Below are 26,725 nucleotides of genomic sequence, written 5' to 3'. Positions count from 1 at the left end.
AGTCCCCTGAACAAGCCATAAAACAGGGGATTATGACGCTTTTCCGTCGCCTTTGCCGCTATTTTCGAGAAGAGCCGATAACCGGGCGATCTCAGCGCTGTCAAGCTCGCGGATCCGCCGGGCCAGCCGGTTGGCAAATACGGTATATTCCGGCGGTAGGCCCGAGGTGTCGATGACGACGCGCGGGTCGGAGGAACGGGCGAGCAGGAACAGTTCCTCGGCCTCATCCCAGATGATATTGAAATAGCCGGCGATGCGCTGCAGCAGATCGAATGTCGGCAGACCGCGCTTGCCATGTTCGAGCGCCGAGAGATAGGCGGGGGAGACGTTCAGCGCTTCCGCCATTTCCTTCTGCGAGACGCCCTTGCGCGCCCTCAGCCGGCGAACCGCCTCGCCGAAGGGGGTCATGGCCTTTCCCCATGCCGCCGCGACAGGCGGATATAGAGCGCGCCCTCGCCGCCATGATGCTGTGCGGCCGGCTCATAGGAAGAGATCAAATAGCGGAATTCCGGCTTTGAGAACCACAGCGGCACGGCCCGCTTCAGCGCACCGTCGCTGCCCATCGAGCTGCCTTTGCCGGTGATGACCAAGACATGGCGCAGGCCGCGCTCATGGGCGCGGATCAGGAAATCGAGAAGGATGACATGAGCCTCGCTCTGTACCAGCCCATGCAGGTCGATCCGCGCTTCGAGCGCCAGCCGGCCCTTGGCGATCTTACGCTTGACCGGATTTTCCAGCGGATGGTGCACACCGGCCGACGGTTTCGACGCCGAAGGCGCTGCCGGTTGCAGCGGCAGAGGCGCGGCGGATGCCTGCTTTCCGGCCTTCTCCTGTTCGGCGACGGCTTCGGCCTCGACGAGAAAGGCATCGAGTTCATTCAACTCACCCGCCTTTTCAGGCATCGGCCGGGTGCGGCGGGCAACCTTACCCCAGAGGATCCTCTCATCGGCGCTGAGCTTGCGATCCCTAGCCATCAGTCAAATCGTCCGGCGGCAGCATTGGGAATGAGAATGGCGAAATCGGCGTCGTTGCGGACGGTGCCGGCTCGTTCTCCTGCCGTATCCCCCGAACCGGTGAAGATGTCGCCGCGGGCCGGCCCGACGATCGCCGAGCCGGTATCGAGCGCCAACATCAGCCGGCGGAAAGGCCGGCCTCGATCGAGATGGGTGAGGCTTTCGGCGCGGATGAAAAAGGGAAAGCCGAAGGTATGGATCAGCCGGTCGACGGCCAGCGAACGGCCGGCAAGAAGCGGCACCTTGGCGGCCGCGATCGGACCGGCCTCAAGATCGGCGACCGCCGCCTCCCGGAAGAAAATATAGGAGCGGTTGTGCCATAACACTTCGTCCACCCGCTCGGGATTGTACGCCAGCCAAGCGCGGATCGACTGCATCGAAATCTCGGCTCGGTCGATTTCTCCGCACTCGATCAGCAGCTTGCCGATTGCCGAGAAGGGATGGCCGGCCTTCGCTGCGTAGGTGATGCGGCCGATCCGGCCATTTCTGTAACGCAGCCGGGCGGCGCCCTGCACGTGGACGAAGAAAACATCGACCTTCGACTTCGCCCAGGCGATTTCGAGGCCGCGGCCTTCAAGAAAACCCTGGTCGATCGCGCGGCGATCCGGATAGGCGCCGATCCCGCCGTCATCATGGCGGCGGCCGAACGCATAGGCCTCGTCCAGTTCGGCCGGGCGATTGCCGTCGTCGAGATCGATCAGATCGTCGGGACGGCGATAGAAGGGAAAACGAAAAACGTCATCCGGCGTTTCCGATACCTCGATCTCGGGCTCGTAAAAAGCGGTGACGAAGCCGGGATTGCCATCCTTGCGGCGGATCAGGAATGGCCGGCAGTGTGTTTCGAAAAAGCGGCGTGCCGATGCGGGAGAGGACGGCGTGAAATCTTCAGCGGCGATCAGAAGCGGAAGCAAGTCTTCCGAACTCAGGCCGAGCGAGCCGGCGCGGTAGGGTTTGACCTCGGTGATCTGCCGCCGACAGCATCGCATGACTTCAAAAAGGCCGGAGGGATCATCATCCTTCCAGCCTTCCAAAGTGTCGAAGCTTATGGCCTGCAGGACGAAGTCCGATGCGTGGTCACTCATGTTCCGATTCGGTCGCCACAAGTTTCCAGTTCGGGTCGCGCGAGCGGGTATCGCGGGCGAAGGTCCATAGGTCATTGACCTCGGCGACGTTCTCGGCATCGCCTTCGATCAGAGCATCCGCCTTGTCGTAAGTGGCCGATATCAGCTGGCTGACGATGCGCACGGTGATCTGCGCTTCGCTGCCCTTCGTCTCGGCATGGGTGATGTCGGCCTTGTCGATGCCGACGAAGGTGGACTTCACCTTCTCGCCGCGGCTTTCTCGCTCGCCGATCGCCGCATCGAAACCGTCATAGACTTCACGGGACAGCAGGTTCTTCAGCGTTTTCCGGTCGCCGTCGGCATAGGCCATGACGATCATTTCGTAGGCCATGCGGGCGCCGTTCAGAAATTCCTTCGGATTGAAGGAAGGGTCGGCCTTATTCAGGGCGCGCAGCGATTCGTTGAGCGGCGTTCCCGGTGCGGCAACGGCATCGATGGCGGCGAAGCGATCCTCGTCCTCCCCCGTCGCATCGCGCCGCGGCAGCGTCACGACCTTGCCGGCATCGGCAGCTTCAGCAGGCGCCGCGTCCCGGGGCGTATAGAGATCGCGCGGCGGCTTCTCGTTTCCCGTGCGGCGGCCGAGCACGGAGCGGAGCTGAAAGAAAATCAGCACCGCCGCCACCAGGAAGAATAATGTGATGAAGTCGTTCGAACTCATATCGTATCGCAACCGCCGTTAACATCTCTGATTTGTACTCCCATATAGTCCGCCTATACAGATGATTCAAATGATGGCTGGCATCTTCGCCGCCGCCAAGAGGAGACCGGCCAGTCCGGGACATGACGAATATGCGTTTTTCAATCCTGCCGGCTTTCATTCTGCTGCTGCCGCTTGGCGAAATAGCCGGTTTCGTCGTCGTCGGCCGGGCGCTCGGCTTGGTGCTGACACTGGCGCTCGTCATGGCGAGCTTTGTTTTGGGCGTGGTCCTGCTGCGCCGGCAGGGCATCGATATCCTGCGCCGCATGTCGAGCGAAGGACGGAACGGCGTGATGCCCGGCCGCGATCTGCTGAAGCCGGCGATGACGGTCATCGCCGCGCTGCTGCTGATCATTCCCGGCTTCCTTACCGATATCATCGCAATCCTCATTCTCATTCCGCCGGTGCGCGATCTCGTCTGGCGGTCGATCGCCAGACGCTTCGTCGTCGTCCAGGGCGGCTTTTCCGCCGGCCCGAAACCGCAGTCCCGCGACGGCAACCGGAATTCGAAGGTGGTGGATCTCGACGAGGAGGATTATCATAGGCAGCCGGATCGCAACTCGCCATGGTCCGGCAAACATCTCGGCGATTGAAGTGCTTCGACCGAGCAACGGCGCCCAGCGCTCAGGGTTGTAAGCCCCTCCCCGAAATGTTAGATGGCGGCACCATTCCCATGCCCTTCGAGGAAAAGCCAATGGCAGACGAAAACAACAGCAACGGTGCGACCAACCCCACCCTTTCGATCCTTGCGCAATATACGAAGGATCTGTCCTTTGAAAATCCGGGTGCGCCGCGTTCGCTGCAGGCGCGCGACAAGGCGCCGACGATCAACATCAATGTGAACGTCAACGCCAATCCGCTTTCCGACACGGATTTCGATGTCGTGCTGTCGCTGAATGCCGAAGCCAAGGATGATGACAAGACGGTTTTCCACACCGAACTCGTCTATGGCGGCGTCTTCCGCGTTACCGGCTTCCCGCAGGAGCACATGCTGCCGGTTCTCTTCATCGAATGCCCGCGCATGCTCTTCCCCTTCGCCCGTCAGATCATCGCCGACGTGACCCGCAACGGCGGCTTCCCGCCGCTGATGATCGACCCGATCGACTTCACGCAGATGTTTGCCCAGCGCGTTGCCGAAGAGCAGGCCCGCGCCAAGGTTCAGGCCGTTCCGAACTGATCGAATTCCGTCGGTTCTGACATGCGGATGCCCGGGCAAGTCCCGGGCATTTTTAATTCAGCGCCGCGCGTCTGAAAGACGCGAAAGGGACGCTGCGGCCCGATTTGTCACGCTGGCGAGCTGGCGAATTTCGACCAGATGCCTTTTTCGCCGAGCTTGGCGACCAGCGCCTCATGCGCCTGCGCTTCGGCCTGGCTGAGGCGGGGTGCAAGCGGCCGGGGCCGCTCAAGCACCGCTAATATCGCTCCATCATCTTCCATCGCCATTTCGCCGCCCGCCGCCTGGCCGGATTGTCCGAGGCCAAGGGCCGCCTGCCTGCCGCCGATCATTTCGATATAGACTTCGGCCAGCAGCTCGGAGTCGAGAAGCGCGCCGTGTTTGGCGCGGTGCGAATTGTCGACGCCGTAACGCCGGCAAAGTGCGTCGAGCGAATTTGGTCCCATCGGATTTTTCCGCCGCGCCATGGACAGCGTATCGACCACCCGTTCCGGCAGGATCGGCGGCAAACCGATCCGCGCGAATTCGGCGTTGATGAAGCCCATGTCGAAAGTGGCGTTGTGGGCGATCCACTTGGCATCGCCGAAAAAGGCGAGAATTTCCTCGGCGACCTCGGCGAAGGCTTTCTTGTCCTTGAGGAATTCATCCGTAATGCCGTGCACGGCGAGCGCATCCGGATGGACCTTCTGATCTCCCGGATTGATGTAGATATGAAGGGTGTTGCCGGTCGGGAAGTGATTGAAGAGTTCGATGCCGCCGATTTCGATGATGCGGTCCATCCGGTTGTCAAGGCCGGTGGTTTCCGTATCGAAAATGATCTCACGCATTCCGGAAATCTCCCTTGGCAATTCGCATTTTCAGATCGGCGACGATCTCAAGCACCCGTTCCCTCGTCTGCTCAATGCTGTGGCTGGTGTCGATCAGGTAATCGGCACGGCGCCGTTTTTCTGCATCCGGCGTCTGGCGAGAGAGAATCATGTCGAATTTTTCCTCGGTCATGTCGTCGCGCGCAAGCACCCTCTGACGCTGAATCTGTGGATCGGTGCTGACGACGACGATGACATCCACCCTTTCCCAAGCGTCGGTTTCGAAAAGCAGCGGGATATCGAGCAGAACCATCTCGGCGCCGGCGGCACGGTGGCGGGCCAGAAATTCCGTTTCGCGCTTGCGGACCAGCGGGTGGACGATTGCCTCCAGCCGTTTGAAGCCGTCGGGATCGTGCGCCAGTTGGCGGCCGAGTTCTTGCCGGTCGACCAAGCCGTCCTTCATCGTGCCGGGAAAGGCGGCATCCACCAGCGGTGCAGCCTCGCCGGCATAGAGATCGTGGACCACGGCATCGGAATCGTTCAGCGGAATCCCGGCCTCGGCAAAGAGCTTGCCGGCCGTCGACTTTCCCATTCCGATCGAGCCGGTCAATCCGATCTTCAGCATCAGTGTGCTTCCATATCCGCAATGATCAGTGCACGCAGTGCGGCGTCGACGACGGGGCGCTTGCCGAACCATGTCTCGAAGCCCGGCACGGCCTGATGCAGCAGCATGCCGAGACCGTCGACGATCGCAAAGCCCTGCTCTTGCGCCTGCGCCAGGATCGCCGTCTTCAGCGGCACATAGACGATATCGGTAACGACGGCGTCGGCAGCAAGTGGAGTGAAATCAAGCTGCGGCGCCGGCTCGCCGTCCATGCCGAGCGACGTGGTGTTGATGAACAGGCCGGCGTCTTTCATGACCTCGGCAAGCGCACCGGCCGGATGGGCCTGAACCTTCGGGCCAAAACGGTCGGCCAGTTCGTGGGCCCGTTCGACGGTACGGTTGACGACGTGGATCGTCTTGAAGCCGCGGTCGCGAACCGCCTGGATGACGGCCCGGCTGGCGCCGCCGGCGCCAAAGATCACGGCCGTGTCATGCCGGTCCCAGCCCGGATGGCGTTCGTCAAGATTGGCAGTGAAGCCGCGGCCATCGGTATTTGTCGCGTGGAGAAGGCCATCCTCCAGCCAGAGCGTGTTCGACGCGCCGAGTTCGAGCGACAGCGCGTCCGGTTTGTCGGCGAGGCGGAAGGCCAATTCCTTATGGGGAATGGTGACATTGCCGCCGGTAAAGCCGGAACTGCCATCCTTCAGCGAAGCGACGAAATCGGCAAAGGCTTCCGGTGCGACTTCATGAGCGCGGTAGCTGCCTGGCAGGCCGAGCGTCTTCAACCAATATCCGTGGATCAACGGCGAGCGCGAATGCTTGATCGGAAAGCCTGTGACAAACGCCTTCGGCCCGAATGTTTCACGTGAATCACCCATCGATCGCTCCGAGTTCGCGCAATTTCGTCAGAAGCGGCAGCATCGGCAGGCCGAGAATGGTGAAGTAATCACCTTCGATTTTCTCGAAGAGCTGAATGCCCTGCCCCTCCAATTGGTAGGCGCCGACGCTCGAAAGCGCCTTGTCACCGACCCGCGCCAGATGCCCGGCAATGAATTCCGCCGTCAGAGGCCGCATCGTCAGTTCGGCATGGGCGAGATGTTCCCACAGGACCACACCATTGTTGGCGATGGCGACGGCGCTGTTCAATCGATGCGTTCTTCCCGACAGGGCGTGAAGGTGGCCGGCCGCGTCGGCCATGTCCTTCGGCTTATGAAAGACCCGGTCGCCGAGCGACATCGTCTGATCCGAACCGATAACCAGGCTGTCCGAAAAGCGCCGGCTGACATCCTCGGCCTTGGCCCTGGCCAGAGCGAGGGCAACGGCATCCGGCGTCGCCCCGGCTTTTTCCAACGGCGCTTCCAGCGCCCTTTCATCGATCGTTGCGGCCTGCGCCTCGAAGGACAGGCCGGCATTTTCCATCAGCATCCGCCGAAACGGGCTCGACGATGCAAGGATGATTGTTGTTGTCATAGGCTCCTCGGAGTGCCGACTTTGCGTCAGCGCTTAGCGCAGCTTCGGGCGCAGGGCAACGATCGCCGCGGCGGTTTCCTCGATCGAGCGGCGGGTCACGTCGATCAGCGGCCAGTTGTGACGGGCGCAAAGCGAGCGCGCATATTTCAGCTCCTCGGAGATCGCGGCGCGATCGGTGTAATGTTCGCGATCGAAGCCCTGGGTCGCTCCGAGGATGCGGTTTTCCCGCACCTGGGAAATACGATCGGTGGTGGCGATCAGGCACACGATCAAGGGTTTGGTCGCGACAAAAAGACTCTCGGGCAACGGCACGCCATAGACGATCGGAATGTTGGCCGTTTTGATGCCGCGATTGGCGAGATAGATAGATGTCGGTGTCTTCGACGTCCGGCTGATGCCGATGATGACGACATCGGCATCGTTGTAATCGTCCGGCATCTGGCCGTCGTCGTGATCCATGGTGAAATTCAGCGCTTCGATGCGGGCGAAGTAACCGGCATTCATCACATGCTGGGCTCCGACCCGGCGGCGCGACGGAGCGCCGAGATAGATCTGAAACGCATTCATCACCGGCTCCAGAACATTGACCGAGGCGACGCCCATTTCGGTGCAGCGCTCGTCGATCAGGCTCGCCAGCTCCCGGTCGACAATGGTGTAGAGCACGATGCCGGGCGCATCGTCGATCGCCTGCAGAACCGGCAGCAACTGTTTGCGATTGCGGATCAGCGGATAGACATGCTCGATCGGCTGAGCGGATCGGAACTGCGCCGAGGCGGCACGGCCAGCGGAGATCAGAGTCTCTCCCGTCGAGTCAGAAATCAGATGCAGATGAAAGAAGTTCGTTCTGTTCTCCACGCTATTTTCCGCTGCCTGTTGAAAACACTGGATGATGGAGAGCTAAGGCGGCGAGGCTGCCTCGGGCAAGGGAAAACATGCCGCCTTATCCACATTTCGAATTTTGCGGACCGGTTTTGCCAGGTCCTGTGGAGGATGGGGACGAAATTGGTTTGTCGAAGGCAAGTCCACAAGCTATCCACAGGAAGGAGAAAATCGGCTGCCTGGCAAGATTTTGGAATCATTTTGGGATTCGCCTTCTCCCGGAAATTTCGAAGAATCGGAAAATTCTTTTCGAGTTTTGGTGCGGGCGCGCGACAAATGGCATCGGCAGTGGATGGATTTTAATCCTTGATAGACACCGACTCTAAGAAATAGAAACCTTTTAAAATATCTTTGATTTTTTATAGGGAAGAAGCGCTTGAGCGACACGCGCCGAAAGATCATGAGGGTTCTCGACGGCGAAAGCCTCAGCCCTCCGCCTCTCTGGCTGATGAGGCAGGCGGGACGTTATCTGCCGGAATACAGAGAGACTCGGGCAAAGGCCGGAAGTTTTCTCGATCTCTGCTACACGCCCGATTACGCCGTCGAGGTGACGCTGCAGCCGATCCGCCGCTATGGCTTCGACGCGGCCATCCTGTTCTCCGATATTCTGGTCATCCCCGATGCAATGAAACGGAATGTCCGGTTCACCGAAGGGCATGGGCCGGAGATGGATCCGATCGATGAAGCCGGGATCGGGCGATTGAATGGGGAAGAGGTCGTCGCTTATCTCAGACCGGTTCTGGAAACGGTGCGACGGTTGCGGGAGGAGTTGCCTGATGAGACGACGCTGCTCGGCTTCTGCGGTGCGCCCTGGACGGTTGCTACCTATATGATCGCCGGTCACGGCACGCCGGATCAGGCCCCTGCCCGCCTCTTCGCCTACAATTATCCCCGCGCCTTCGAGCATCTGCTGATGCTGCTTGCCGACGTGTCGTCAGATTATCTCGTCGCCCAGATCGATGCCGGCGCCGACGCCGTGCAGATCTTTGATTCCTGGGCTGGGGTTCTCGGGGAAAGGGAATTCGAGGCCTTCGCGATCAGGCCGGTTGCGCGAATGATCGCTTCGATCAAATCGCGGCGGCCGCATGCGCGCATCATCGCCTTCGCCAAGGGTGCCGGCTATCAGCTGAAAACCTATCGTCAGAAGACAGGTGCCGATGCGATCGGCCTCGACTGGTCCGTCCCATTGGCCTTCGCTGCCGAACTTCAGAAAGATGGACCGGTGCAGGGCAATCTCGATCCGATGCGTGTCGTTGCCGGCGGCCGGGCGCTGGAAGAGGGCGTCGACGATATTCTGCAGCATCTCGGCCATGGACCGCTGATCTTCAATCTCGGCCACGGCATCACGCCGCAGGCCGACCCCGATCATGTGCGTCAGCTGGTCGAGCGCGTGCGGGGGACGAAGTGACGCGGGAAAGGCAGACGGATCGGAAACCCGGCGCTTATGCCCGGCGCCGTGCTCATTTTGCCCTGGCCTTCTTCGCGCTGATGGCGGTCGGGCTTTTCGCCTGGAACCCCGACAATCTCTATCTCTGGATCAAGGCGCTTCACATCATCGCGGTGATTTCCTGGATGGCAGGACTGTTCTACATGCCGCGGCTGTTCATCTATCACACCGACGCGGAACCGGGCTCGGTGCAGTCGGAAACCTTCAAGGTGATGGAGCGCCGGCTGCTGCGGATTATCATGACGCCGGCGATGATGCTGACCTGGCTTTTCGGCCTCTATCTCGCCTGGTCGGTCTATGGATTCCAGGGCGGCTGGCTGCATGCTAAGATCGGTCTGGTCGTGCTGCTGACCGCTGTTCATGTATTCTTCAGCCGCGCCGTCGGCGCATTTGAGCGCGACGAAAATCGCCGCTCGGCGCGCTATTGGCGGTTCATGAATGAGGCGCCGACACTGCTGATGATCCTGATCGTGATCCTCGTGGTGGTGAAGCCGTTCTGAGGAAAATCTTCCTCGGGTTAAATTTGCTTCATTTTAATCAGCCCCCTTGCGGGGGCGATTGCGACTCGCTATTTTCCGCGCATCTCATCTACGTGGCATGTGTGAAGAGTTCAGTCGTCTGCGAGCCCCATTCGCAGTACCGAATACGACCCCCAACATCGCCTTTCCCCTTCGAAATTGAAAAGAGTATTGGTCACTTCATGGCTGAAATGAAGCTTCAGGAACTTAAGAGCAAATCCCCGACGGATCTTCTGGCTTTCGCCGAATCGCTCGAGGTCGAGAATGCAAGCACGATGCGCAAACAGGAATTGATGTTTGCCATCCTCAAGATGCTAGCCAGCCAGGATGTGGAGATCATCGGCGAAGGGGTAGTCGAAGTGCTCCAGGACGGCTTCGGCTTCCTGCGCTCGGCCAACGCCAACTACCTGCCCGGCCCTGACGACATTTATATCTCGCCATCGCAGATCCGCCGTTTCTCTTTGAAGACAGGCGACACGGTCGAGGGACCGATCCGCGGACCGAAGGAAGGCGAGCGCTATTTCGCGCTGCTCAAGGTCAACACCATCAATTTCGACGATCCGGAAAAGATCCGTCACAAGGTTCATTTCGACAATCTGACGCCGCTCTATCCGAATGAGCGCTTCAAGATGGAACTCGATATTCCGACTTCCAAGGATCTGTCGCCCCGCGTGATCGATCTCGTGGCGCCGCTCGGCAAGGGTCAGCGCGGCCTGATCGTTGCGCCGCCGCGCACCGGTAAGACCGTCCTTCTTCAGAACATTGCGCATTCGATCACGGCCAATCATCCGGAATGCTATCTCATCGTGCTTCTGATCGACGAACGTCCGGAGGAAGTCACCGACATGCAGCGTTCCGTCCGCGGCGAGGTGATTTCCTCGACCTTTGACGAACCGGCGGTGCGTCACGTCCAGGTGGCTGAAATGGTCATCGAAAAGGCCAAGCGTCTCGTCGAACATGGCCGTGACGTCGTCATTCTGCTCGATTCGATCACGCGCCTCGGCCGCGCCTACAACACCGTCGTCCCCTCCTCCGGCAAGGTTCTGACCGGCGGTGTCGACGCCAATGCGCTGCAGCGGCCGAAGCGCTTCTTCGGCGCCGCGCGCAACATCGAGGAAGGTGGTTCTCTGACCATCATCGCAACGGCGCTGATCGATACCGGCAGCCGCATGGACGAAGTGATCTTCGAAGAGTTCAAGGGTACCGGCAACTCGGAAATCGTCCTCGACCGCAAGGTCGCCGACAAGCGCATCTTCCCGGCGATGGACATCCTCAAGTCCGGCACGCGTAAGGAAGACCTGCTCGTGCCACGCCAGGATCTGCAGAAGATCTTCGTTCTTCGTCGTATCCTTGCTCCGATGGGCACCACGGATGCAATCGAATTCCTGATCGACAAGCTCAAACAGACGAAGAACAATTCCGATTTCTTCGACTCGATGAATACCTGATCCTTAGCCGGATTCATCCATTGAGAGCTGGCGCATCGCCTCGATGTCGCCAGCTTTTTATTTAAGAGGAATCGATTCGGATTCGAACTGACAAGCGGACGATGAGCCATGGTGAATGATACGATTTATGCGCTTTCGAGCGGCGCCCCGCCCTCGGGTGTTTCGGTCATTCGCATCAGCGGTCCGTTAACCCGAGAGCTCTTGATCAGGCTGGCCGGATCAGTGCCGGCTGATCGGCTGGCTTCCTACCGAACGATTCGGGCGCGCAACAATCAACCGATCGATAGCGGTCTGGTGCTGTTTTTCCCCGCTCCAAACTCTTTTACCGGTGAAGATGTCGCCGAGCTGCAGATCCACGGCAGCAAGGCCGTCCTGGCAGCGCTGTTTCAGGCGCTGGGTGATACTCCTGGTGTTCGTATGGCGATTGAAGGCGAGTTTTCGCGACGCGCTTTCGAAAATGGCAAGCTTGATCTTGTCGAGGTCGAGGGCCTGGCCGATCTCATCGAGGCTGAGACGGAGATGCAGCGCCGCCTCGCCGTGGAACACAGCGCTGGTGGTGTCTCGGCAGTATACGATTCGTGGGCGGAACGATTGACCCGCTCGCGCGCCCTGATCGAGGCGGAACTCGATTTTGCCGACGAAGACGATGTCCCGGGATCGGTGTCAGATATGGTCTGGGCCGACATGGATCGGCTTCGCAATGATATCTGGCATCATCTCGACGCGGCTTCGGCGGGCGAGATTATCAGAGACGGCTTTAAGGTGGTGATCGCCGGGGCGCCGAATGCGGGAAAGTCGAGCCTGTTGAATGCTCTCGCCCGACGCGACGTCGCAATCGTCACGGATATTGCCGGAACCACTCGTGACGTCCTGCAGGTCGATCTCGACATTGACGGCTATCTTGTCAAACTCTATGACACGGCCGGTCTGCGTGAGGCGGACGATCGGGTGGAGATGGAAGGCGTGCGGCGGGCACGCATAGCGCTTCGTGATGCCGATCTTGTGCTGTTGCTGGTCGATGTGAGCGATCCCGTCATTCCTGCCGACTTGGACCAGGCTGTGCCGCATGTTAGGGTCGGAACGAAGAAGGATCTCATCGAGACTGGCTCCGATCGATATGATCTGCGGATTTCGACGGCAACCGGTGAGGGCCTGCCGGAATTGCGGGCGCTGATCGGGCGCGTCGTCAAGGAGCGGTTTGCTGGCCTGTCTATGGCGATCCCGAGCCGACAGCGGCACAAGGATTCGCTGGCGAAATGTTTGGCAGCGCTAGATGCGGCAATCTCGCAGAGCGAGACGAATCTCGAACTGCGCACGGAGCAGCTTCGCCTGGCGGCTGAGTATTTGGGACGGATTACCGGGCGGGTGGATGTCGAGCAGCTGCTCGATGTGATCTTCTCGGAGTTTTGTATCGGTAAATGATTCACGTGAAACCTTTTCTTGAGGCTGTCGCCTGAGTTCACGTGAAACCCGCCGAGTTGGAGTTTGAGATGACCGGCAATGTCTATGATGTGATTGTGATCGGCGGCGGCCATGCCGGCACGGAGGCTGCCAGTGCAGCTGCGCGCCTCGGGGCGAAAACCGCCTTGGTCACCCACAGGCGAGACACGATTGGTGTCATGTCCTGCAATCCGGCGATTGGTGGGCTTGGCAAGGGACATCTGGTCCGCGAGATCGACGCGATGGACGGTCTGATGGGCCGGGTCGCCGATCTTGCCGGCATTCAGTTCAGAATGTTGAACCGGAAGAAGGGTGCCGCCGTCCGCGGTCCGCGAACGCAGGCGGATCGGAAGCTCTATCGACTGGCGATGCTGGCGGCGATCGAAGCGACACCAGGCTTGGATATCGTCGAGGGCGACGCATTCGATCTCGACGTCGTCGATAACCGTGTTGCCGGCGTGATCATGAAGGATGGCCGGCGGCTGAAAGCGCCGGCAGTCGTGTTGACGACCGGGACGTTTTTGCGTGGTCTGATCCATATCGGTTGGGATAAGACACCCGCCGGCCGCGTCGGCGAACCCCCCTCGCTGGGGTTGTCGGCAACTCTGGCCCGGTTGGGGCTGCGCTTGGGGCGATTGAAGACGGGCACGCCGGCCCGGCTGGATGGCAAGACAATCGACTGGCAGTCCGTCGGTCGGCAGGGTGCGGACGAGGATCTCGTGCCCTTTTCGTTCATGACCGATTCGATCACGACGCGGCAGATCGAATGTGGCGTCACCCGGACGACCGAAGCGACACATCGGATCATCATAGACAATATCAAACGCTCGGCGATGTATTCCGGGCAGATCGAAGGTGTTGGGCCGCGTTACTGCCCATCCATCGAGGACAAGCTGGTCAAGTTCGGCGAACGCGACGGCCACCAGGTCTTTCTCGAACCGGAAGGCCTCGACGACGATACGGTCTATCCAAATGGCATTTCGACGTCGCTGCCGGCCGAGGTCCAGGCGGACTTCATAAAGACCATTCCCGGACTCGAGACGGCGCGGATCCTCCAGCCGGGTTATGCCATCGAGTATGATCATGTCGACCCGCGGGAGCTTACGCCGTCGCTCGAAGTCAAGCGGCTGAGAGGCCTGTTTCTCGCCGGCCAGATCAACGGGACCACCGGTTATGAGGAGGCAGCGGCGCAGGGGTTGGCGGCAGGCTTGAATGCTGCACTGCGAAGCACCGATTCGGATCCGTTCCATTTTAGCCGAACAAATTCTTACATTGGGGTGATGATCGATGACCTCACGTCGCGAGGCGTTACGGAACCGTATCGGATGTTTACGTCGCGCGCGGAGTATCGTCTGACGCTGCGGGCCGATAATGCTGATGCTCGGCTGACACCACTTGGCATGCGGCTTGGCTGCGTCAGCCGTGCACGCGAGCGGCGATTCACAGTCTATCAAGCAGAAGTCGACGCCGGGCGCGCCCAGTTGATGTCGCTGAAGGTGACCCCCAATGAAGCGCGGCGCGCCGGCCTGAACATCAATCTGGATGGTCAGCGCCGGACGGCCTATGATTTATTGTCCTACCCGGACTACGACTTTGCCGCCCTCCGGCGGGTCTGGCCGGATGCTCTGGGCGCGATCCGGCCGACGGTTGCCGAGGCGTTGGAGATAGAGGCGGGCTACTCCGTTTATCTCGACCGGCAGGCTGCGGCCATTGCTGACCAGCAGCGCGACGAGGAACGGCGTATCCCCGATGATTTCGACTACTCTGCGCTTTCCGGCTTGTCGAACGAGCTCAAGACAAAGCTTAGTGCGGCCCGTCCGTTCAACGTCGCGCAGGCAGCCATTGTCGAAGGCATGACGCCCGCCGCTATTGCGCTGTTGCTGGTGCATTTGCGCCGCCGGAGCGGTGCAGAGCGCCAAATTGCCTAACACAAGATTTGAGAGTCTTTGAGAATGGAATTGAACGGTTTGCGTGTTTCACGTGAAACACAGGCACGACTCCAACATTTTGCGGCACTCTTTCAGAAATGGGCAAAAGCCATCAATCTCGTAGCGCCATCGACGCTCGATGATTTGTGGCGGCGTCATATCGCGGACAGCAGCCAGATTTTCCAGATTTACCCCGAGCCAGTTCGCTGGGTCGATCTCGGCAGCGGCGGCGGCTTTCCCGGCGTGATCACCGCAATCTTCCTGGCGGAGCTGCAGGATGGGTGGGTGCATCTTGTCGAAAGCAATCACAAAAAGGCAGCATTTTTGCGAACCGCACTGCGGGAGACAAACGCACGCGGGAGCGTTCACGCGATTCGAATCGAGGATGCCCATGCCGAGATCGGCGAGTGTGGTGCGATTTCAGCCAGAGCCCTCGCCGACCTCGACGGGCTGATCGGCTATGCAGCACCTTGGATGCTTGGCAAGGGAAATTGTCGTGGATTTTTTCACAAAGGCCGGGATTACCTGAGGGAAATCGATGAAGCGCGTGGCCGGTGGGAATTCGATCTGGTAGAACATAAGAGCGCCGTCGAGCAGGAATCCGTGATTTTGGAAATATCGAATCTCCGGCGCTTGGTTTAACAGATCGGATATTGCGGCAATGGCTGGCGAACGACACCGGATAATCACCATCGCAAATCAGAAGGGTGGCGTTGGCAAAACGACCACCGCCATCAACCTGGCAACAGCGTTGGCCGCCATCGGCGAGCGCGTCCTGATCGTGGATCTCGATCCGCAGGGCAATGCCAGCACCGGCCTCGGCATCGACCGTCGCGATCGCAAACTTTCCTCCTATGACCTGATGGTCGGAGAGCGCGGAATCAGCGAGGTGACGCTGGAAACTGCCGTTCCCAACCTCTTCATCGTGCCATCGACCATGGATCTGCTCGGCATCGAGATGGAAATCTCGCAGCAGAGCGATCGCGTCTTTAAATTGCGGAAGGCACTGTCGTCCGCCGAAGCCATGGCATTTTCCTATATCCTTCTCGATTGCCCGCCTTCGTTCAATCTGCTGACGATGAATGCGATGGCGGCGGCCCATTCGGTGCTGGTACCGCTGCAATGCGAATTTTTCGCGCTCGAGGGACTGAGCCAACTGCTCGAAACCGTCAGCCAGGTGCGTCGGACGGTCAACCCGCGGCTGGATATCCAGGGCATCGTCCTGACGATGTTCGATGCTCGCAACAATCTTGCCCAACAGGTGGTCAATGACGTGCGCACGCATCTCGGCGAGAAGGTTTATCATACGTTAATTCCGCGCAATGTCCGGGTGTCCGAAGCCCCGTCCTACGGCAAGCCGGCCATTCTCTATGATCTGAAATGCGCGGGCAGCCAGGCCTATCTGCAGCTGGCCTCTGAGGTCATTCAGCGGGAGCGCCAGAGACTGGCTGCGTAAAATCATTTCAGGATGCAGGTGAGTGTAGATCATGAATGACGATGTATCGAAAAGGCGATTGGGCCGTGGTCTTGCGGCGTTGATTGGTGAAATGGATCAACCTGTTCCGGTGGAGGCTGAGCGAACTGTCAGCGCCGATCGGATGATCCCGATAGAATTCGTCAGTCGCAACCCCCGCAATCCCCGTCGTTTTTTCGACGACACCGAGTTGCACGATCTTGCCAGCTCCATCCGTCAACACGGCATCGTGCAGCCGATCGTGGTGCGCACGATGGAGCGGGACCGCTATGAAATCATCGCCGGCGAACGGCGATGGCGGGCAGCGCAGCTTGCCGGCCTGATCGAAATCCCGGTGATTATCCGTGACGTCGACGACAAGACGGCGCTTGAGATTGCTATTGTCGAGAACGTGCAGCGCGCGGATCTCAATCCTCTGGAAGAGGCCCTTGGCTACGAGCAGCTCATCGCGGAATATGGCTATACCCAGAATGATCTCGGCGAAATTATCGGCAAAAGCCGCAGCCATGTGGCCAACTCGCTGCGTTTGCTGAAACTACCGGATCCGGTTCGCGATCTGTTGGCCGCCGGCAGTCTTTCGGCCGGCCATGCGCGCGCGCTGGTGTCGACCCCCGATCCGGCAAGCCTTGCCCGCACGATCGTTGCCAAGGGCATGTCGGTGCGTGATGCCGAAAAGCTGGCGCAGAACAATATCAAGGCGCAATCGGAGCCGCAGCAGACGGCCTCGCGCCGCGATCAAAAGGACTCGGATACGCTGGCGCTGGAACGCACGCTGTCCGATGCCCTCGGGCTCGAGGTGTCAATCAATCACAAAACCAGCGGCGGCCAGATCAAAATTTCCTACAAGTCGCTTGAGCAGCTCGAGGAAGTCTGCCGCTTGCTGGAACGGCGATAATCACGCCGACTTGCGGCCAGATTGCAGGGTGGTGGAGAGAAGTGTTTGCATCGCAACGCTGTCTTCCAGCACCTGCCGACGCCGGCTCTGAAGAATAGCCGCCTGCAGACGGTTGGATTCACGCGCGATGCTTTCCGCGGACCACTGGCGAAGCGCCTGCTCTAGGATCGGCTTGCGGCGAAAATGCAGATGTCGTCCCATTGTATGCATCACCTGCGGCGCCTGTAGGCGCTTTTCTTCCATCTCTGCACGCATGGTATCGAGAAGCTGGAACTGCTTCAGGCAGGCCTGAAGCACGAGAAAAATCGCTGTTTTTGAACTGCTGATCTTCTGCATGGCGTGGAGGAAGCCGTTGAGATCGCCGCCCAGGATGGCGTCGACGGCATCATCAACGGAGGTCGCGCTGGCATCGCCGATTATTTCGGTAACGTGATGTTCTTCGACCGTATCAAGGCCGCGGCAGTAGAGGGCGAGTTTGCGCACTTCATTGCGTGAGGCGATGCGATCGCCGCCGATCAAGGCGATCAGCGCTTGGCGCGCCGCCGGTGTAATGCCGAGCTTTTCCGCCCCGAGTTCGGCATCGATCAAGCCGTTCAAGGCGCGGCTGTCATCGGCATAAGACGGTACCGTCATGACGGCTCGCGCGGCTTCCGCTGTCTTGCGCAGCAGCGATCCCTTTTTCAGATCGCCGGCCTCGACGATCAGATAGGTGGCCTCGAGCGGTTTTTCAGCCAGGTGCGCCAGCGAATCGACAAGGTATTTTTCGTTGGCGGCGCCGCGGATCCAGATGAGTTTTTCGCCGCCGAACAGCCCGATGGATTGCGCCTCGTCAACCAGTCGCCCGGGATCCTTCTGCAAATCGGCGATATCGAGTTTTGTCAGCGAAAAAGGATCGTTCAGCGCGACGCCGGTCTTGCCGGCGAGTTGACCGGCGCGCTCGGACACCAGACCCCGATCCGGGCCATAAATGACGAAAATCCGGTAGTTCTGCGCCGATTTCTGCAGAAAGGTCTCGAACTCGTGCGACTTTATCTCCGCCATCTGCCCGCCCTCAGCGGCTGAGGGCAGCAGCGAGATCGGCGCCTACGAATTCCGCCGTCTGATCGGCGGCGCGATTCTCCGCATCTCGGATCGCCCTTTGCTTGGCAAATTCCTGCTCGGAGAAGTCCACCAGTGAGGTCGCCTGGCGGCTCCCGGCCTTGATGACGCGACCGTCGGCGACAGCGCTCAGCGTATAAGTGACGGTGACGGTCACACGGCCGGCGCGCGAGGTATCGCCGGATTGCCGCAGAAGCGTATCGGCGACGCTCGACGTGGTCCGCAATTCGACGTGATATTGCGGATTTGCCGTTTCGCCGGCGCCGCGCGACGCCAGGAAGATCAGCCGGTTGCGGACCTGCTGTCCGACGCGGCCGGATGCCTCGGAAAAGCCGACCGAGGACAGCTTTTCGGTGACGCCCGAGCTCTCGGAATAAAGCGGCCGGACTTGGCAGGCTGACAGCAATGCCGAGGCGGCAAGGATCATGGCGATGCCGGCATTGCGGGCCAGCTTGCGGGTGATATCAGACGACAATGTTCACAATCCTTTGGGGAACCACGATGATCTTCTTCGGCGCCTGACCGTTCAGCACGTTCTTCACCGCATCTAGTTCCAGCACGGCGTTGGTGACGGCATTCTGATCGGCATCGCGAGAAATTGTCAATTCGGCGCGCTTCTTGCCGTTGATCTGCACGGGCAGCACAACGTCGTTTTCAACGACGAGCGCTTCGACAAAACGCGGCCAGTCGGTGCGGGCAAGCAGCTCCGTATTGCCGAGCGTGGCCCAGCATTCCTCTGCAAGATGCGGCGTCATCGGCGCGACAAGTTGGACCAGGATCTCGGCAGCATCACGCACGGCGGCACGATAGGCGATATCGCCCTCGCCCGCCGCAACTTTCGTCAGCGGCGCAGCAAGTGCGTTGACAAGCTCGTAGATGCGGGCGACTGCCTTGTTGAACCAGAGCTTGTCATAGTCGTTCTGAACCGCTTTGAGCGTCTTGTGCGCCGCCTGCGAGATTGCCAGCGCCTCGCCCTCGCTCGCCGGTGCGGCCTCAACGGCGGACAGGACACCGGCAGCTTCGGAAATCAGCCGCCACAGGCGCTGAGTGAAACGATGCGCACCTTCGACACCCGCCTCGGACCAGATGACGTCGCGCTCCGGCGGCGAATCGGACAGCACGAAGAAGCGGGCGGTATCGGCGCCATAGGAGGCGATGATATCGTCGGGATCCACGACGTTCTTCTTCGATTTCGACATCTTCTCGATAGAGCCGATGGCGACCTCCTCGCCTGTCGCCAGCAGCAGGGCCCGGCGCTTGCCATCGATCTCCTCGATGCGGATATCGGCGGGAGCCACCCATTCACGGCCGGCGCCGGCGCTGCGGCTGTAGGTCTCATGAACGACCATGCCCTGGGTGAACAGGCCCTTGAAGGGTTCGCTCGCGGCGACGTGACCGGTCTCGCGCATGGCGCGGGTAAAGAAGCGCGAATAAAGCAGATGCAGGATCGCGTGCTCGATGCCGCCGATATATTGATCGACCGGCAGCCAACGATTAGCCGCCTCAGGATCGGTCGGCTTTGCTTCCCACGGCGCGGTGAAGCGGGTGAAATACCAGCTCGAATCGACGAAGGTGTCCATCGTGTCGGTTTCGCGGCGGGCATCCTTGCCGCAATTGGGGCAGGCGACGTGACGCCAGGTCGGATGGCGGTCGAGCGGGTTGCCCGGCTGGTCGAAGGTCACGTCTTCCGGCAGTTTCACCGGCAGGTCCTTTTTCGGCACTGGCACGACGCCGCAGGCATCGCAATGGATGACCGGGATCGGGCAGCCCCAATAGCGCTGACGCGAAATGCCCCAGTCGCGCAGGCGGAAATTGATCTTCCGCTCACCCTGGGGCGTATTGCCGAGCGAAGCGGCCGACAGCCGGTCGGCAACGATATTGAAGGCTTCTTCGGTCGTCTTGCCGTCGAGGAAGCGAGAATTGATCATGACGCCATCGCCGTCATAGGCGGTATCGCCGACGGAAAAGCTCGCAGCGTCGCCATCCCTCGGCATGACCACGGGCACGACCGGCAGGCCGTATTTGCGGGCGAAATCGAGGTCGCGCTGGTCGCCGGAGGGGCAGCCGAAGATCGCGCCCGTGCCGTAATCCATCAGCACGAAATTGGCGATATAGACCGGCAGCTCCCAGGCGGGATCGAGCGGATGGCGGACCCGGATGCCGGTGTCCAGGCCCTTCTTTTCAGCAGTCTCGAGTGCTGCAAGCGAGGTGCCGGCGCGGCGGCATTCCTCGCAGAAGGCCTCGATCTCGACATTCTTTGCGGCCGCGTCCTTGGCCAGCGGATGGTCGGCGGCAATCGCCAGGAAGGAGGCGCCGAACAGCGTATCAGGACGGGTCGTATAGACGGTAATCTCGGTCTCGCCGGCCGGCGCCGTTTCCGGCACGATCTCCCAGCGCACCGTCAGACCTTCCGAGCGGCCGATCCAGTTCTTCTGCATCAGTCGGACTTTTTCCGGCCACTGGTCGAGCGTATCCAGCGCGTCCAGCAGGTCCTGGCTGAAATCGGTGATCTTGAAAAACCATTGCGTCAGTTCACGCTGTTCGACCAGCGCGCCGGAACGCCAGCCGCGGCCGTCGATCACCTGTTCGTTGGCGAGCACCGTGTTGTCGACCGGATCCCAATTTACCTTCGACTGCTTGCGGTAGACCAGGCCCTTCTCGAGGAAATCCACGAAGAGATGCTGCTGGTGCTGGTAATAGTCGACGTCGCAGGTGGCGAATTCGCGGCTCCAGTCCAATGAAAGCCCCATGGCCTTCAACTGCGCCCTCATCGAGGCGATGTTCTGGTAGGTCCAAGAGGCGGGGTGGACGCCGCGCTCCATGGCGGCGTTTTCCGCCGGCATGCCGAACGCGTCCCAGCCCATCGGGTGCAGCACGTTATAGCCGCGGGCGCGCTTGTAGCGGGCAACGACATCGCCCATGGCGTAGTTGCGGACATGGCCCATATGGATGCGCCCCGACGGATAGGGGAACATTTCGAGGACGTAATATTTTTCGCGCGGATCGGCGTTGTCGGTCTCGAAGACCTTGTCTTCGTTCCATTTCTGCTGCCAGCGGGGCTCGGCATCGCGCGGATTATAACGTTCGGTGGCCATTGTATTCGAAATTCCGGAAAATCAGGGGAGGTTGGTCGAGACCTTCACCATGAAACCACCTTAGCGTCAAGTTTTGCAGGCGCTGCAAGCGCCCGATCTTCGTCCCGGCCGGGCGATTTCGCGGCAGCGGGTCTTGGCAAGCACAGAATGGCTGGCTAGTTCATTGCCTTCACTCTCATGCGGAAATGTCGAGGCAGAACGATGGAACTTCAAGAGCGCCTGAACGACGTACGGTCAAGGATTGCCGCCGCGGAACGCGCGGCCGGTCGTCCGGCCGGCTCCGTTCGGCTCGTTGCGGTGTCGAAGACCTTCGAGGCGGAGGCGATCCGCCCGGCCATCGAAGCCGGGCAGCGCGTCTTCGGTGAGAACCGGGTGCAGGAGAGCCAGGGCAAGTGGCCGGCGCTGAAAGCCGAATATCCCGACATCGAGCTGCATCTGATCGGGCCGCTGCAATCGAACAAGGCGGCGGACGCGGTGGCGCTTTTCGACGTGATCGAGTCCGTCGATCGGGAAAAGATTGCCCGGGCCCTTGCCGAGGAGATGAAACGGCAAGGCAAAACACCGCGGCTCTACGTCGAGGTCAACACCGGGTTGGAGCCGCAGAAGGCCGGCATCGCGCCTGACGACACGCCGGCCTTCGTCTCGCTTTGCCGCGACGAGCTCGGTCTTTCCATCGAGGGCCTGATGTGCATTCCGCCGGCCGAGGAAAATCCCGGGCCGCATTTCGCCCTGCTGGCAAAGCTCGCGTCGAAATGCGGCGTTGAGAAACTCTCCATGGGCATGTCGGGCGATTACGAGACGGCGATCGCCTTCGGCGCCACCAGTGTCCGCGTCGGATCGGCGATTTTCGGCGCGCGCTGATACGCTGCTTTGGTCGGGCTTCCCGTTCCCCTCCCCTCTCCCTAGATTAACATCGAGGCTTGCATGTCCTGGGGAGGAGCAGATGCAGAACGGCTATCATCAGGCCTATGCGGCCTGGAAACGCGATCCCGAAGCCTTCTGGCGCGAAGCCGCCGCCGAGATCGACTGGTTCAAGCCGCCGGAGCGGGTGTTTTCGCCTGATGACGGTATTTACGGCCGCTGGTTTGCGGGGGCGGAAACCAATACCTGCCACAATTGCCTGGACCGGCATGTCGCGGCCGGACGCGGCAGTGAGACGGCCATCATCTTCGACAGCGCCATGACCGGCGAGAAGCGCCGCTTCTCATATGACGAGGTCCTCGGCGAGGTGAAGGCCATCGCCGCGACGCTGCTGGCGCTCGGCATCGGCAAAGGCGACCGCGTCATCCTCTATATGCCGATGCTGCCGCAGGCAGTGTTTTCCATGCTTGCCTGCGCTCGTATCGGCGCGGTCCATTCCGTCGTATTCGGCGGCTTTGCCGCCAGTGAGCTTGCGGCCCGTATCGACGACAGCGGCGCCAGGCTGGTGATCACCGCGAGCTGCGGGCTCGAGCCCGGCCGCGTCGTCGCCTATAAGCCGCTGGTCGATCAGGCGATCGAGCTTGCCCGGATGAAGCCTGAGCGCTGCCTGGTGCTGCAGCGGCCGCAGCTTCAGGCAGAACTCGTCGGCGGCCGTGATGAGGATTTCGAAGCGGCGGTGGCGCCCCACCGTGGCGCCGAGCTGGCCTGTGTTTCCGTCAAGGCGACCGATCCGCTCTATATCCTCTATACCTCCGGCACCACCGGCCAGCCGAAGGGAGTGGTGCGCGACAATGGCGGGCACTTGGTCGCGCTGAACTGGTCGATGCGGAATATCTATGGGCTGAAGCCGGGCGAAGTCTTCTGGACGGCGTCCGATATCGGCTGGGTCGTCGGTCATTCATATATCGTCTACGCACCGTTGATATCGGGCGTGACGACCTTGATCTTCGAGGGAAAGCCGGTCGGCACGCCCGATGCCGGCGCATTTTGGCGCGTTGTTGCAGAGCATGATGTGCGCGTGCTCTTCACGGCGCCGACCGCCTTTCGTGCCATCCGGCGAGAGGATGGGGACGGCGAACTGATCGCGCGCTACAGGATGCCCAATTTGCGGGCGCTGTTTCTTGCCGGCGAGCGGGCGGACCCGGAGACTTTGAAATGGGCCGAACGCATGCTCGCCATCCCCGTCATCGACCACTGGTGGCAGACGGAGACGGGCTGGCCGATCGCCGCAAATCCGCTCGGCCTTGGTGCCCTGCCGGTCAAACATGGTTCGCCGGCGCTGCCGATGCCGGGTTATGAAGTTGCGGTGCTCGACGATGCCGGCCATCCGATCGAGGCGGGAACGCTCGGCAATATCGTCATCAGGCTGCCCCTGCCGCCCGGCTGCCTGCCGACCCTCTGGCATGCGGACGACCGTTTTCGATCGGCCTATCTCGATGAGTTTCCCGGTTATTATAAGACCGCCGACGCCGGCTATGTCGATGAGGACGGCTATCTCTTCATCATGTCGCGCACCGACGACATCATCAATTGCGCCGGTCATCGGCTCTCGACCGGTGCGATGGAGGAGGTCTGCGCGCGGCATCCCGATGTCGCCGAATGCGCTGTCATCGGTGTCATCGATGCGCTGAAGGGTCAGGCGCCTTGCGGTTTCCTGGTGCTGAAACGGAGTGTCGCTCGCGAATCGGCAGCAATCGAATCAGAGGTGGTGGCGATGATTCGCGATCAGATCGGGCCTGTCGCCGCCTTCAAGACGGCCATTACAGTGAACCGATTGCCGAAGACGCGATCGGGCAAGATCCTGCGCGGGACCATGCAGAAAATTGCCGACGGCATACCATGGAAAATGCCTGCGACCATTGATGATCCGGCGATTCTGGAGGAGATCGCCGAGGCGCTGCGCAAGCGCGGTTTCGGCTCTCTGCCGATGTAAATTAAGGATTCTATAAGCTCAATTGAGGAATTGTTAACCAAGTTGCGCAAGGATTTGTTAACGGCAAAGGCTTGCACATGAGGCTTTGCATGACGCAGTCGCCGTTACCGGCCTGCTGCATAATTCCTTAAGTCGGAATCGATTTAGGAGAAAATTCTGCAGCAGTTGAAGTGCTACAGTGTCCTTTGCGCGTCTGAAGGACGCGCGGCGCGTAGTCCGGAATGCCCCTTTCTCCTGTTGTGGAACGGATCATGACGAGCATCCTCACCAACAACGCTGCCATGGCAGCGCTGCAGACTTTGCGCGGCGTAAACGATAGCCTCAAGGACACCCAGGGTCGCGTTTCCTCCGGTTATCGTGTCGAGAAGGCTGCCGACAATGCCGCATATTGGTCGATCGCAACGACCATGCGTTCCGACAACCTGGCGCTTTCCGCCGTCTCCGACGCCCTCGGCCTCGGTGCGGCCAAGGTCGACACCGCCTATGCGGCCATGGACAGCGCCCTAGACGTCGTCAGCGAAATCAAGGCGAAGATCGTCGCCGCCACGGAAAAGGGCGTCGACAAGACGAAGATCCAGCAGGAACTCGACCAACTGCAGGAGCAGCTGCTCAGCATCGCCCAGTCCGCCTCCTTCTCCGGGGAAAACTGGGTGGCCGGCGCTTCCGGCACGAAGAGCGTCGTCTCCTCCTTCGTCCGTGACGGCAGCAATGCCGTGTCGGTGAAGATGACCGACTACGTGCTCGATTCAGGAACGCTCGGCAATGTGCTCTTCGGCATGACCAGCACGGGTGCGATCGAGACGAGCAGCGGCATTATCGGCACCGCTTTTAACGGCACTTATGGCGGCACCGTCATCGTCATGCCGTCAATCTATGATCTCGACATTACCGGTTTTACCCAGGGTCAACTCGACTCAGCCTTGACCGGGATCGAACTGGTTCTCGGCGCCATGACCGCTGCCGGCTCGGCTCTGGGATCGATCTCGACGCGCATCCAGCTGCAGGAGAATTTCGTCAGCGGCCTTCACGATTCGATCGACTCGGGCATCGGTCGCCTGGTCGATGCCGATATGGAAGAGGAATCGAGCAAGCTCTCTGCATTGCAGACGCAGCAGCAGCTTGGCATCCAGTCGCTTTCGATTGCCAATAGCTCGGCACAGAACGTCCTCACCCTGTTCCGCAGCTAAATCGAAGCAGGCAATCCGCAACAAAAACCCCGCCGGTCAGCTCATACCGGCGGGGTTTTTCATGAGATCGTCGATCTCTCAGTAGTGATCGTCGTCGTCCTCGTCCTTCGGGGCCGAGCGGAGCGAGCTCAGCTTGCGGAAGACGGCATCGGCGTCGATTTCCTTTTCCTTTTCTTCCTCGCGCTCGTAGCTCGGGGTCAGGCGCTCGGTTTCCTGCGCCGATTGCAGCGTCGCGCCGAGTTCGGCGGCGGTCGGTAGCGGACGGCCCTTGGAGGCCTTTTCCACTTCCATGTCGAGGTCGATCTGGCTGCAGAGGCCGAGCGTCACCGGATCCATCGGCGCCAGGTTGGCGGAGTTCCAGTGAGTGCGCTCGCGGATTTGCTCGATCGTCGATTTCGTCGTGCCGACGAGGCGGGAAATCTGCGCGTCCTTCAGTTCCGGATGATTGCGAACGAGCCAGAGAATGGCGTTCGGGCGATCCTGGCGCTTGGAAACCGGCGTATAGCGCGGGCCGCGGCGCTTGGATTCCGGCACGCGCACCTTCGGCTCGGAAAGCTTCAGCTTGTGGTTCGGATTGGCTTCGGCGCGGGCGATCTCGTCGCGCGAGAGCTGTCCCGTCGAGATCGGATCAAGGCCCTTGATGCCCTGCGCCGCTTCGCCGTCGGCGATTGCCTTGACCTCGAGCGGATGCAGTTTGCAGAACTGCGCGATCTGATCGAAAGACAACGCCGTGTTGTCGACAAGCCAGATGGCGGTCGCCTTCGGCATGAGCAATGTTTGAGCCATGGATATAGTCCTTCTATCGTCCGCGCCGGTCGCGGTCCGTGGATTGTCACCACAATGTCCGGGAAATATGCCGCTATATAACCGGACTGTCGCAGAATTGCAATTCTTCCGAAATCAAATGACCTTTGTCTAATTGCCGTGGCGATGCGACCTGCTATGAATTGCCCTGATTTGAAGTCCGGGCTCATAAATTGCTTGGCCCGTCGCATGTCCCATGAGGAGGAGTTGCATGTCGGAGAAGATCCATCCGGTGCCGAAGTCGGTGAAGGCGCGTGCCCTGATCGATAAGGAGAAGTACCTGAAATGGTACGAGGAGAGCGTCGAGGATCCGGACAAGTTCTGGGGCAAGCACGGCAAGCGGATCGACTGGTTCAAGCCCTATACCAAAGTCAAGAACACCTCCTTTACCGGCAAGGTCTCGATCAAGTGGTTCGAGGATGGCCAGACGAACGTCTCCTATAACTGCATCGACCGCCATCTGAAGACGAATGGCGACCAGGTGGCGATCATCTGGGAAGGCGACAATCCCTATATCGACAAGAAGATCACCTATAACGAGCTCTACGAGCACGTCTGCCGGATGGCGAACGTCTTGAAGAAGCACGGCGTCAAGAAGGGCGATCGCGTCACCATCTATATGCCGATGATTCCCGAAGCGGCTTACGCGATGCTCGCCTGCGCCCGCATCGGCGCGGTGCATTCGGTCGTCTTCGGCGGCTTCTCCCCCGAGGCCCTGGCGGGACGCATCGTCGACTGTGAATCCACTTTCGTCATCACCTGCGACGAAGGTC

At 60.4% G+C, this 26,725-nt stretch carries 27 protein-coding genes; 14 read left to right on the top strand and 13 right to left on the bottom strand.

Annotation, left to right across the window (positions count from 1 at the left end; translation table 11 throughout):
• Positions 1-30: 30 nt before the first annotated feature.
• Genes EFR00_RS30635 through EFR00_RS30620 form a run of 4 tightly spaced genes read right to left on the bottom strand, consistent with a single transcriptional unit; the run spans position 31 to position 2,792 of the window.
• Positions 31-408 (bottom strand): helix-turn-helix domain-containing protein, encoded by a 378-nt coding sequence (locus tag EFR00_RS30635; protein WP_038685869.1) that lies wholly within the window; start codon positions 406-408, stop codon positions 31-33.
• Positions 405-974, bottom strand: coding sequence for a Smr/MutS family protein (locus EFR00_RS30630; protein WP_077992761.1), 570 nt, complete (start codon positions 972-974; stop codon positions 405-407). The genes EFR00_RS30635 and EFR00_RS30630 overlap by 4 nt, the downstream gene beginning before the upstream one ends.
• Complete coding sequence (gene mltA / locus EFR00_RS30625) at positions 974-2,095, bottom strand: murein transglycosylase A (RefSeq protein ID WP_077992758.1); 1,122 nt, start codon at positions 2,093-2,095, stop codon at positions 974-976. Before mltA ends, EFR00_RS30630 begins: the two co-directional genes overlap by 1 nt.
• Complete coding sequence (locus tag EFR00_RS30620; RefSeq protein ID WP_077992756.1) at positions 2,088-2,792, bottom strand: Tim44/TimA family putative adaptor protein; 705 nt, start codon at positions 2,790-2,792, stop codon at positions 2,088-2,090. The genes mltA and EFR00_RS30620 overlap by 8 nt, the downstream gene beginning before the upstream one ends.
• A gap of 131 nt (positions 2,793-2,923) precedes the next feature.
• Here EFR00_RS30620 and EFR00_RS30615 point away from each other — a divergent pair, with 131 nt between their 5' ends.
• Both EFR00_RS30615 and secB read left to right on the top strand, forming a co-directional pair.
• A complete protein-coding gene (locus EFR00_RS30615; RefSeq protein ID WP_077992820.1) occupies positions 2,924-3,424 on the top strand; it encodes an FxsA family protein in 501 nt (166 codons plus the stop codon).
• 101 nt (positions 3,425-3,525) lie between these two features.
• Positions 3,526-4,008, top strand: a complete 483-nt coding sequence (gene secB / locus EFR00_RS30610; RefSeq protein ID WP_039617034.1) for a protein-export chaperone SecB — start codon at positions 3,526-3,528, stop codon at positions 4,006-4,008.
• A 107-nt stretch (positions 4,009-4,115) separates the two neighbouring features.
• On the opposite strand, the gene dnaQ is transcribed toward secB, so the two are convergent.
• The 5 genes from dnaQ to EFR00_RS30585 are packed head-to-tail and all read right to left on the bottom strand — an operon-like array spanning position 4,116 to position 7,740.
• The gene (gene dnaQ / locus EFR00_RS30605; RefSeq protein ID WP_077992754.1) at positions 4,116-4,832 is read right to left on the bottom strand and encodes a DNA polymerase III subunit epsilon; all 717 of its coding nucleotides are present in this window, start codon (positions 4,830-4,832) and stop codon (positions 4,116-4,118) included.
• The gene (coaE, locus tag EFR00_RS30600; protein WP_009993201.1) at positions 4,825-5,436 is read right to left on the bottom strand and encodes a dephospho-CoA kinase; all 612 of its coding nucleotides are present in this window, start codon (positions 5,434-5,436) and stop codon (positions 4,825-4,827) included. The genes dnaQ and coaE overlap by 8 nt, the downstream gene beginning before the upstream one ends.
• Positions 5,436-6,293 carry a shikimate dehydrogenase gene (locus EFR00_RS30595; protein ID WP_077992752.1) on the bottom strand — a complete coding sequence of 286 codons (858 nt, stop codon included), beginning with the start codon at positions 6,291-6,293 and terminating at the stop codon, positions 5,436-5,438. Before EFR00_RS30595 ends, coaE begins: the two co-directional genes overlap by 1 nt.
• A complete protein-coding gene (locus EFR00_RS30590; protein WP_077992750.1) occupies positions 6,286-6,885 on the bottom strand; it encodes a Maf-like protein in 600 nt (199 codons plus the stop codon). The genes EFR00_RS30595 and EFR00_RS30590 overlap by 8 nt, the downstream gene beginning before the upstream one ends.
• A 33-nt stretch (positions 6,886-6,918) precedes the next feature.
• A complete protein-coding gene (locus tag EFR00_RS30585; RefSeq protein WP_038685850.1) occupies positions 6,919-7,740 on the bottom strand; it encodes a pyruvate, water dikinase regulatory protein in 822 nt (273 codons plus the stop codon).
• A 400-nt stretch (positions 7,741-8,140) separates the two neighbouring features.
• Here EFR00_RS30585 and hemE point away from each other — a divergent pair, with 400 nt between their 5' ends.
• The 8 genes from hemE (at position 8,141) to EFR00_RS30540 (ending at position 16,914) form a co-directional block, all read left to right on the top strand.
• A complete protein-coding gene (gene hemE / locus EFR00_RS30575; RefSeq protein WP_077992748.1) occupies positions 8,141-9,172 on the top strand; it encodes a uroporphyrinogen decarboxylase in 1,032 nt (343 codons plus the stop codon).
• Positions 9,169-9,711 (top strand): protoporphyrinogen oxidase HemJ, encoded by a 543-nt coding sequence (gene hemJ, locus EFR00_RS30570; protein WP_039622940.1) that lies wholly within the window; start codon positions 9,169-9,171, stop codon positions 9,709-9,711. Before hemE ends, hemJ begins: the two co-directional genes overlap by 4 nt.
• Positions 9,712-9,911: 200 nt before the next feature.
• Entirely contained in the window at positions 9,912-11,177 is a 1,266-nt protein-coding gene (gene rho, locus EFR00_RS30565; RefSeq protein ID WP_003571435.1) for a transcription termination factor Rho, read from the top strand.
• 108 nt (positions 11,178-11,285) lie between these two features.
• Positions 11,286-12,599: a tRNA uridine-5-carboxymethylaminomethyl(34) synthesis GTPase MnmE gene (gene mnmE / locus EFR00_RS30560; protein ID WP_077992746.1), complete on the top strand. Its 1,314-nt coding sequence runs from the start codon at positions 11,286-11,288 to the stop codon at positions 12,597-12,599.
• A 68-nt stretch (positions 12,600-12,667) separates the two neighbouring features.
• Positions 12,668-14,545, top strand: coding sequence for a tRNA uridine-5-carboxymethylaminomethyl(34) synthesis enzyme MnmG (gene mnmG / locus EFR00_RS30555; protein ID WP_077992744.1), 1,878 nt, complete (start codon positions 12,668-12,670; stop codon positions 14,543-14,545).
• Between the two features lie 24 nt (positions 14,546-14,569).
• On the top strand, positions 14,570-15,187 hold the full coding sequence (rsmG, locus tag EFR00_RS30550) for a 16S rRNA (guanine(527)-N(7))-methyltransferase RsmG (protein WP_009996162.1): 618 nt from the start codon (positions 14,570-14,572) through the stop codon (positions 15,185-15,187).
• Between the two features lie 19 nt (positions 15,188-15,206).
• Positions 15,207-16,001, top strand: coding sequence for a ParA family protein (locus EFR00_RS30545; RefSeq protein WP_038692104.1), 795 nt, complete (start codon positions 15,207-15,209; stop codon positions 15,999-16,001).
• A 31-nt stretch (positions 16,002-16,032) separates the two neighbouring features.
• On the top strand, positions 16,033-16,914 hold the full coding sequence (locus EFR00_RS30540) for a ParB/RepB/Spo0J family partition protein (protein WP_077992742.1): 882 nt from the start codon (positions 16,033-16,035) through the stop codon (positions 16,912-16,914).
• Here the strand turns inward: EFR00_RS30540 and holA are convergent, their stop codons facing one another.
• From holA to leuS, 3 genes are read right to left on the bottom strand one after another with little or no spacing between them, the layout of a single operon-like run.
• Positions 16,915-17,955: a DNA polymerase III subunit delta gene (gene holA / locus EFR00_RS30535; protein WP_077992741.1), complete on the bottom strand. Its 1,041-nt coding sequence runs from the start codon at positions 17,953-17,955 to the stop codon at positions 16,915-16,917.
• A 10-nt stretch (positions 17,956-17,965) separates the two neighbouring features.
• Positions 17,966-18,487 (bottom strand): LPS assembly lipoprotein LptE, encoded by a 522-nt coding sequence (gene lptE, locus EFR00_RS30530; protein ID WP_077992740.1) that lies wholly within the window; start codon positions 18,485-18,487, stop codon positions 17,966-17,968.
• Entirely contained in the window at positions 18,477-21,107 is a 2,631-nt protein-coding gene (gene leuS / locus EFR00_RS30525) for a leucine--tRNA ligase (RefSeq protein WP_077992739.1), read from the bottom strand. The genes lptE and leuS overlap by 11 nt, the downstream gene beginning before the upstream one ends.
• A gap of 201 nt (positions 21,108-21,308) precedes the next feature.
• On the opposite strand from leuS, the gene EFR00_RS30520 reads away from it, so the two are divergent.
• The 3 genes from EFR00_RS30520 (at position 21,309) to EFR00_RS30510 (ending at position 25,148) form a co-directional block, all read left to right on the top strand.
• Positions 21,309-21,968: a YggS family pyridoxal phosphate-dependent enzyme gene (locus EFR00_RS30520; RefSeq protein WP_009992697.1), complete on the top strand. Its 660-nt coding sequence runs from the start codon at positions 21,309-21,311 to the stop codon at positions 21,966-21,968.
• Positions 21,969-22,050: 82 nt separating this feature from the next.
• Positions 22,051-23,961 carry a propionyl-CoA synthetase gene (locus tag EFR00_RS30515; RefSeq protein WP_077992738.1) on the top strand — a complete coding sequence of 637 codons (1,911 nt, stop codon included), beginning with the start codon at positions 22,051-22,053 and terminating at the stop codon, positions 23,959-23,961.
• 251 nt (positions 23,962-24,212) lie between these two features.
• Positions 24,213-25,148: a flagellin N-terminal helical domain-containing protein gene (locus tag EFR00_RS30510; RefSeq protein WP_077992737.1), complete on the top strand. Its 936-nt coding sequence runs from the start codon at positions 24,213-24,215 to the stop codon at positions 25,146-25,148.
• Positions 25,149-25,226: 78 nt separating this feature from the next.
• On the opposite strand, the gene EFR00_RS30505 is transcribed toward EFR00_RS30510, so the two are convergent.
• Positions 25,227-25,934 carry a DUF1013 domain-containing protein gene (locus tag EFR00_RS30505; protein WP_003571448.1) on the bottom strand — a complete coding sequence of 236 codons (708 nt, stop codon included), beginning with the start codon at positions 25,932-25,934 and terminating at the stop codon, positions 25,227-25,229.
• A gap of 229 nt (positions 25,935-26,163) precedes the next feature.
• Between EFR00_RS30505 and EFR00_RS30500 the strand changes: the two genes are divergently transcribed.
• Positions 26,164-26,725: AMP-binding protein (locus EFR00_RS30500; protein WP_148102825.1), on the top strand; the 562-nt coding region annotated here is incomplete at its 3' end.

It is taken from the genome of Rhizobium sophoriradicis, from assembly GCF_003939025.1.
Taxonomy (GTDB): Bacteria; Pseudomonadota; Alphaproteobacteria; order Rhizobiales; family Rhizobiaceae; genus Rhizobium; species Rhizobium sophoriradicis.
The sequence above is the reverse complement of the archived record's forward strand: the minus strand, read 5'-3'. Positions and strand labels throughout refer to the sequence as shown.

What these genes read in the sequence shown, in the direction of transcription:
- EFR00_RS30635 (WP_038685869.1), bottom strand. Translation starts at nt 408, where the DNA reads ATGACCCCCTTCGGCGAGGCGGTTCGCCGGCTGAGGGCGCGCAAGGGC.
- EFR00_RS30630 (WP_077992761.1), bottom strand. Translation starts at nt 974, where the DNA reads ATGGCTAGGGATCGCAAGCTCAGCGCCGATGAGAGGATCCTCTGGGGT.
- mltA (WP_077992758.1), bottom strand. Translation starts at nt 2,095, where the DNA reads ATGAGTGACCACGCATCGGACTTCGTCCTGCAGGCCATAAGCTTCGAC.
- EFR00_RS30620 (WP_077992756.1), bottom strand. Translation starts at nt 2,792, where the DNA reads ATGAGTTCGAACGACTTCATCACATTATTCTTCCTGGTGGCGGCGGTG.
- EFR00_RS30615 (WP_077992820.1), top strand. Translation starts at nt 2,924, where the DNA reads ATGCGTTTTTCAATCCTGCCGGCTTTCATTCTGCTGCTGCCGCTTGGC.
- secB (WP_039617034.1), top strand. Translation starts at nt 3,526, where the DNA reads ATGGCAGACGAAAACAACAGCAACGGTGCGACCAACCCCACCCTTTCG.
- dnaQ (WP_077992754.1), bottom strand. Translation starts at nt 4,832, where the DNA reads ATGCGTGAGATCATTTTCGATACGGAAACCACCGGCCTTGACAACCGG.
- coaE (WP_009993201.1), bottom strand. Translation starts at nt 5,436, where the DNA reads ATGCTGAAGATCGGATTGACCGGCTCGATCGGAATGGGAAAGTCGACG.
- EFR00_RS30595 (WP_077992752.1), bottom strand. Translation starts at nt 6,293, where the DNA reads ATGGGTGATTCACGTGAAACATTCGGGCCGAAGGCGTTTGTCACAGGC.
- EFR00_RS30590 (WP_077992750.1), bottom strand. Translation starts at nt 6,885, where the DNA reads ATGACAACAACAATCATCCTTGCATCGTCGAGCCCGTTTCGGCGGATG.
- rho (WP_003571435.1), top strand. Translation starts at nt 9,912, where the DNA reads ATGGCTGAAATGAAGCTTCAGGAACTTAAGAGCAAATCCCCGACGGAT.
- mnmE (WP_077992746.1), top strand. Translation starts at nt 11,286, where the DNA reads ATGGTGAATGATACGATTTATGCGCTTTCGAGCGGCGCCCCGCCCTCG.
- mnmG (WP_077992744.1), top strand. Translation starts at nt 12,668, where the DNA reads ATGACCGGCAATGTCTATGATGTGATTGTGATCGGCGGCGGCCATGCC.
- rsmG (WP_009996162.1), top strand. Translation starts at nt 14,570, where the DNA reads ATGGAATTGAACGGTTTGCGTGTTTCACGTGAAACACAGGCACGACTC.
- EFR00_RS30545 (WP_038692104.1), top strand. Translation starts at nt 15,207, where the DNA reads ATGGCTGGCGAACGACACCGGATAATCACCATCGCAAATCAGAAGGGT.
- EFR00_RS30540 (WP_077992742.1), top strand. Translation starts at nt 16,033, where the DNA reads ATGAATGACGATGTATCGAAAAGGCGATTGGGCCGTGGTCTTGCGGCG.
- holA (WP_077992741.1), bottom strand. Translation starts at nt 17,955, where the DNA reads ATGGCGGAGATAAAGTCGCACGAGTTCGAGACCTTTCTGCAGAAATCG.
- leuS (WP_077992739.1), bottom strand. Translation starts at nt 21,107, where the DNA reads ATGGCCACCGAACGTTATAATCCGCGCGATGCCGAGCCCCGCTGGCAG.
- EFR00_RS30520 (WP_009992697.1), top strand. Translation starts at nt 21,309, where the DNA reads ATGGAACTTCAAGAGCGCCTGAACGACGTACGGTCAAGGATTGCCGCC.
- EFR00_RS30515 (WP_077992738.1), top strand. Translation starts at nt 22,051, where the DNA reads ATGCAGAACGGCTATCATCAGGCCTATGCGGCCTGGAAACGCGATCCC.
- EFR00_RS30510 (WP_077992737.1), top strand. Translation starts at nt 24,213, where the DNA reads ATGACGAGCATCCTCACCAACAACGCTGCCATGGCAGCGCTGCAGACT.
- EFR00_RS30505 (WP_003571448.1), bottom strand. Translation starts at nt 25,934, where the DNA reads ATGGCTCAAACATTGCTCATGCCGAAGGCGACCGCCATCTGGCTTGTC.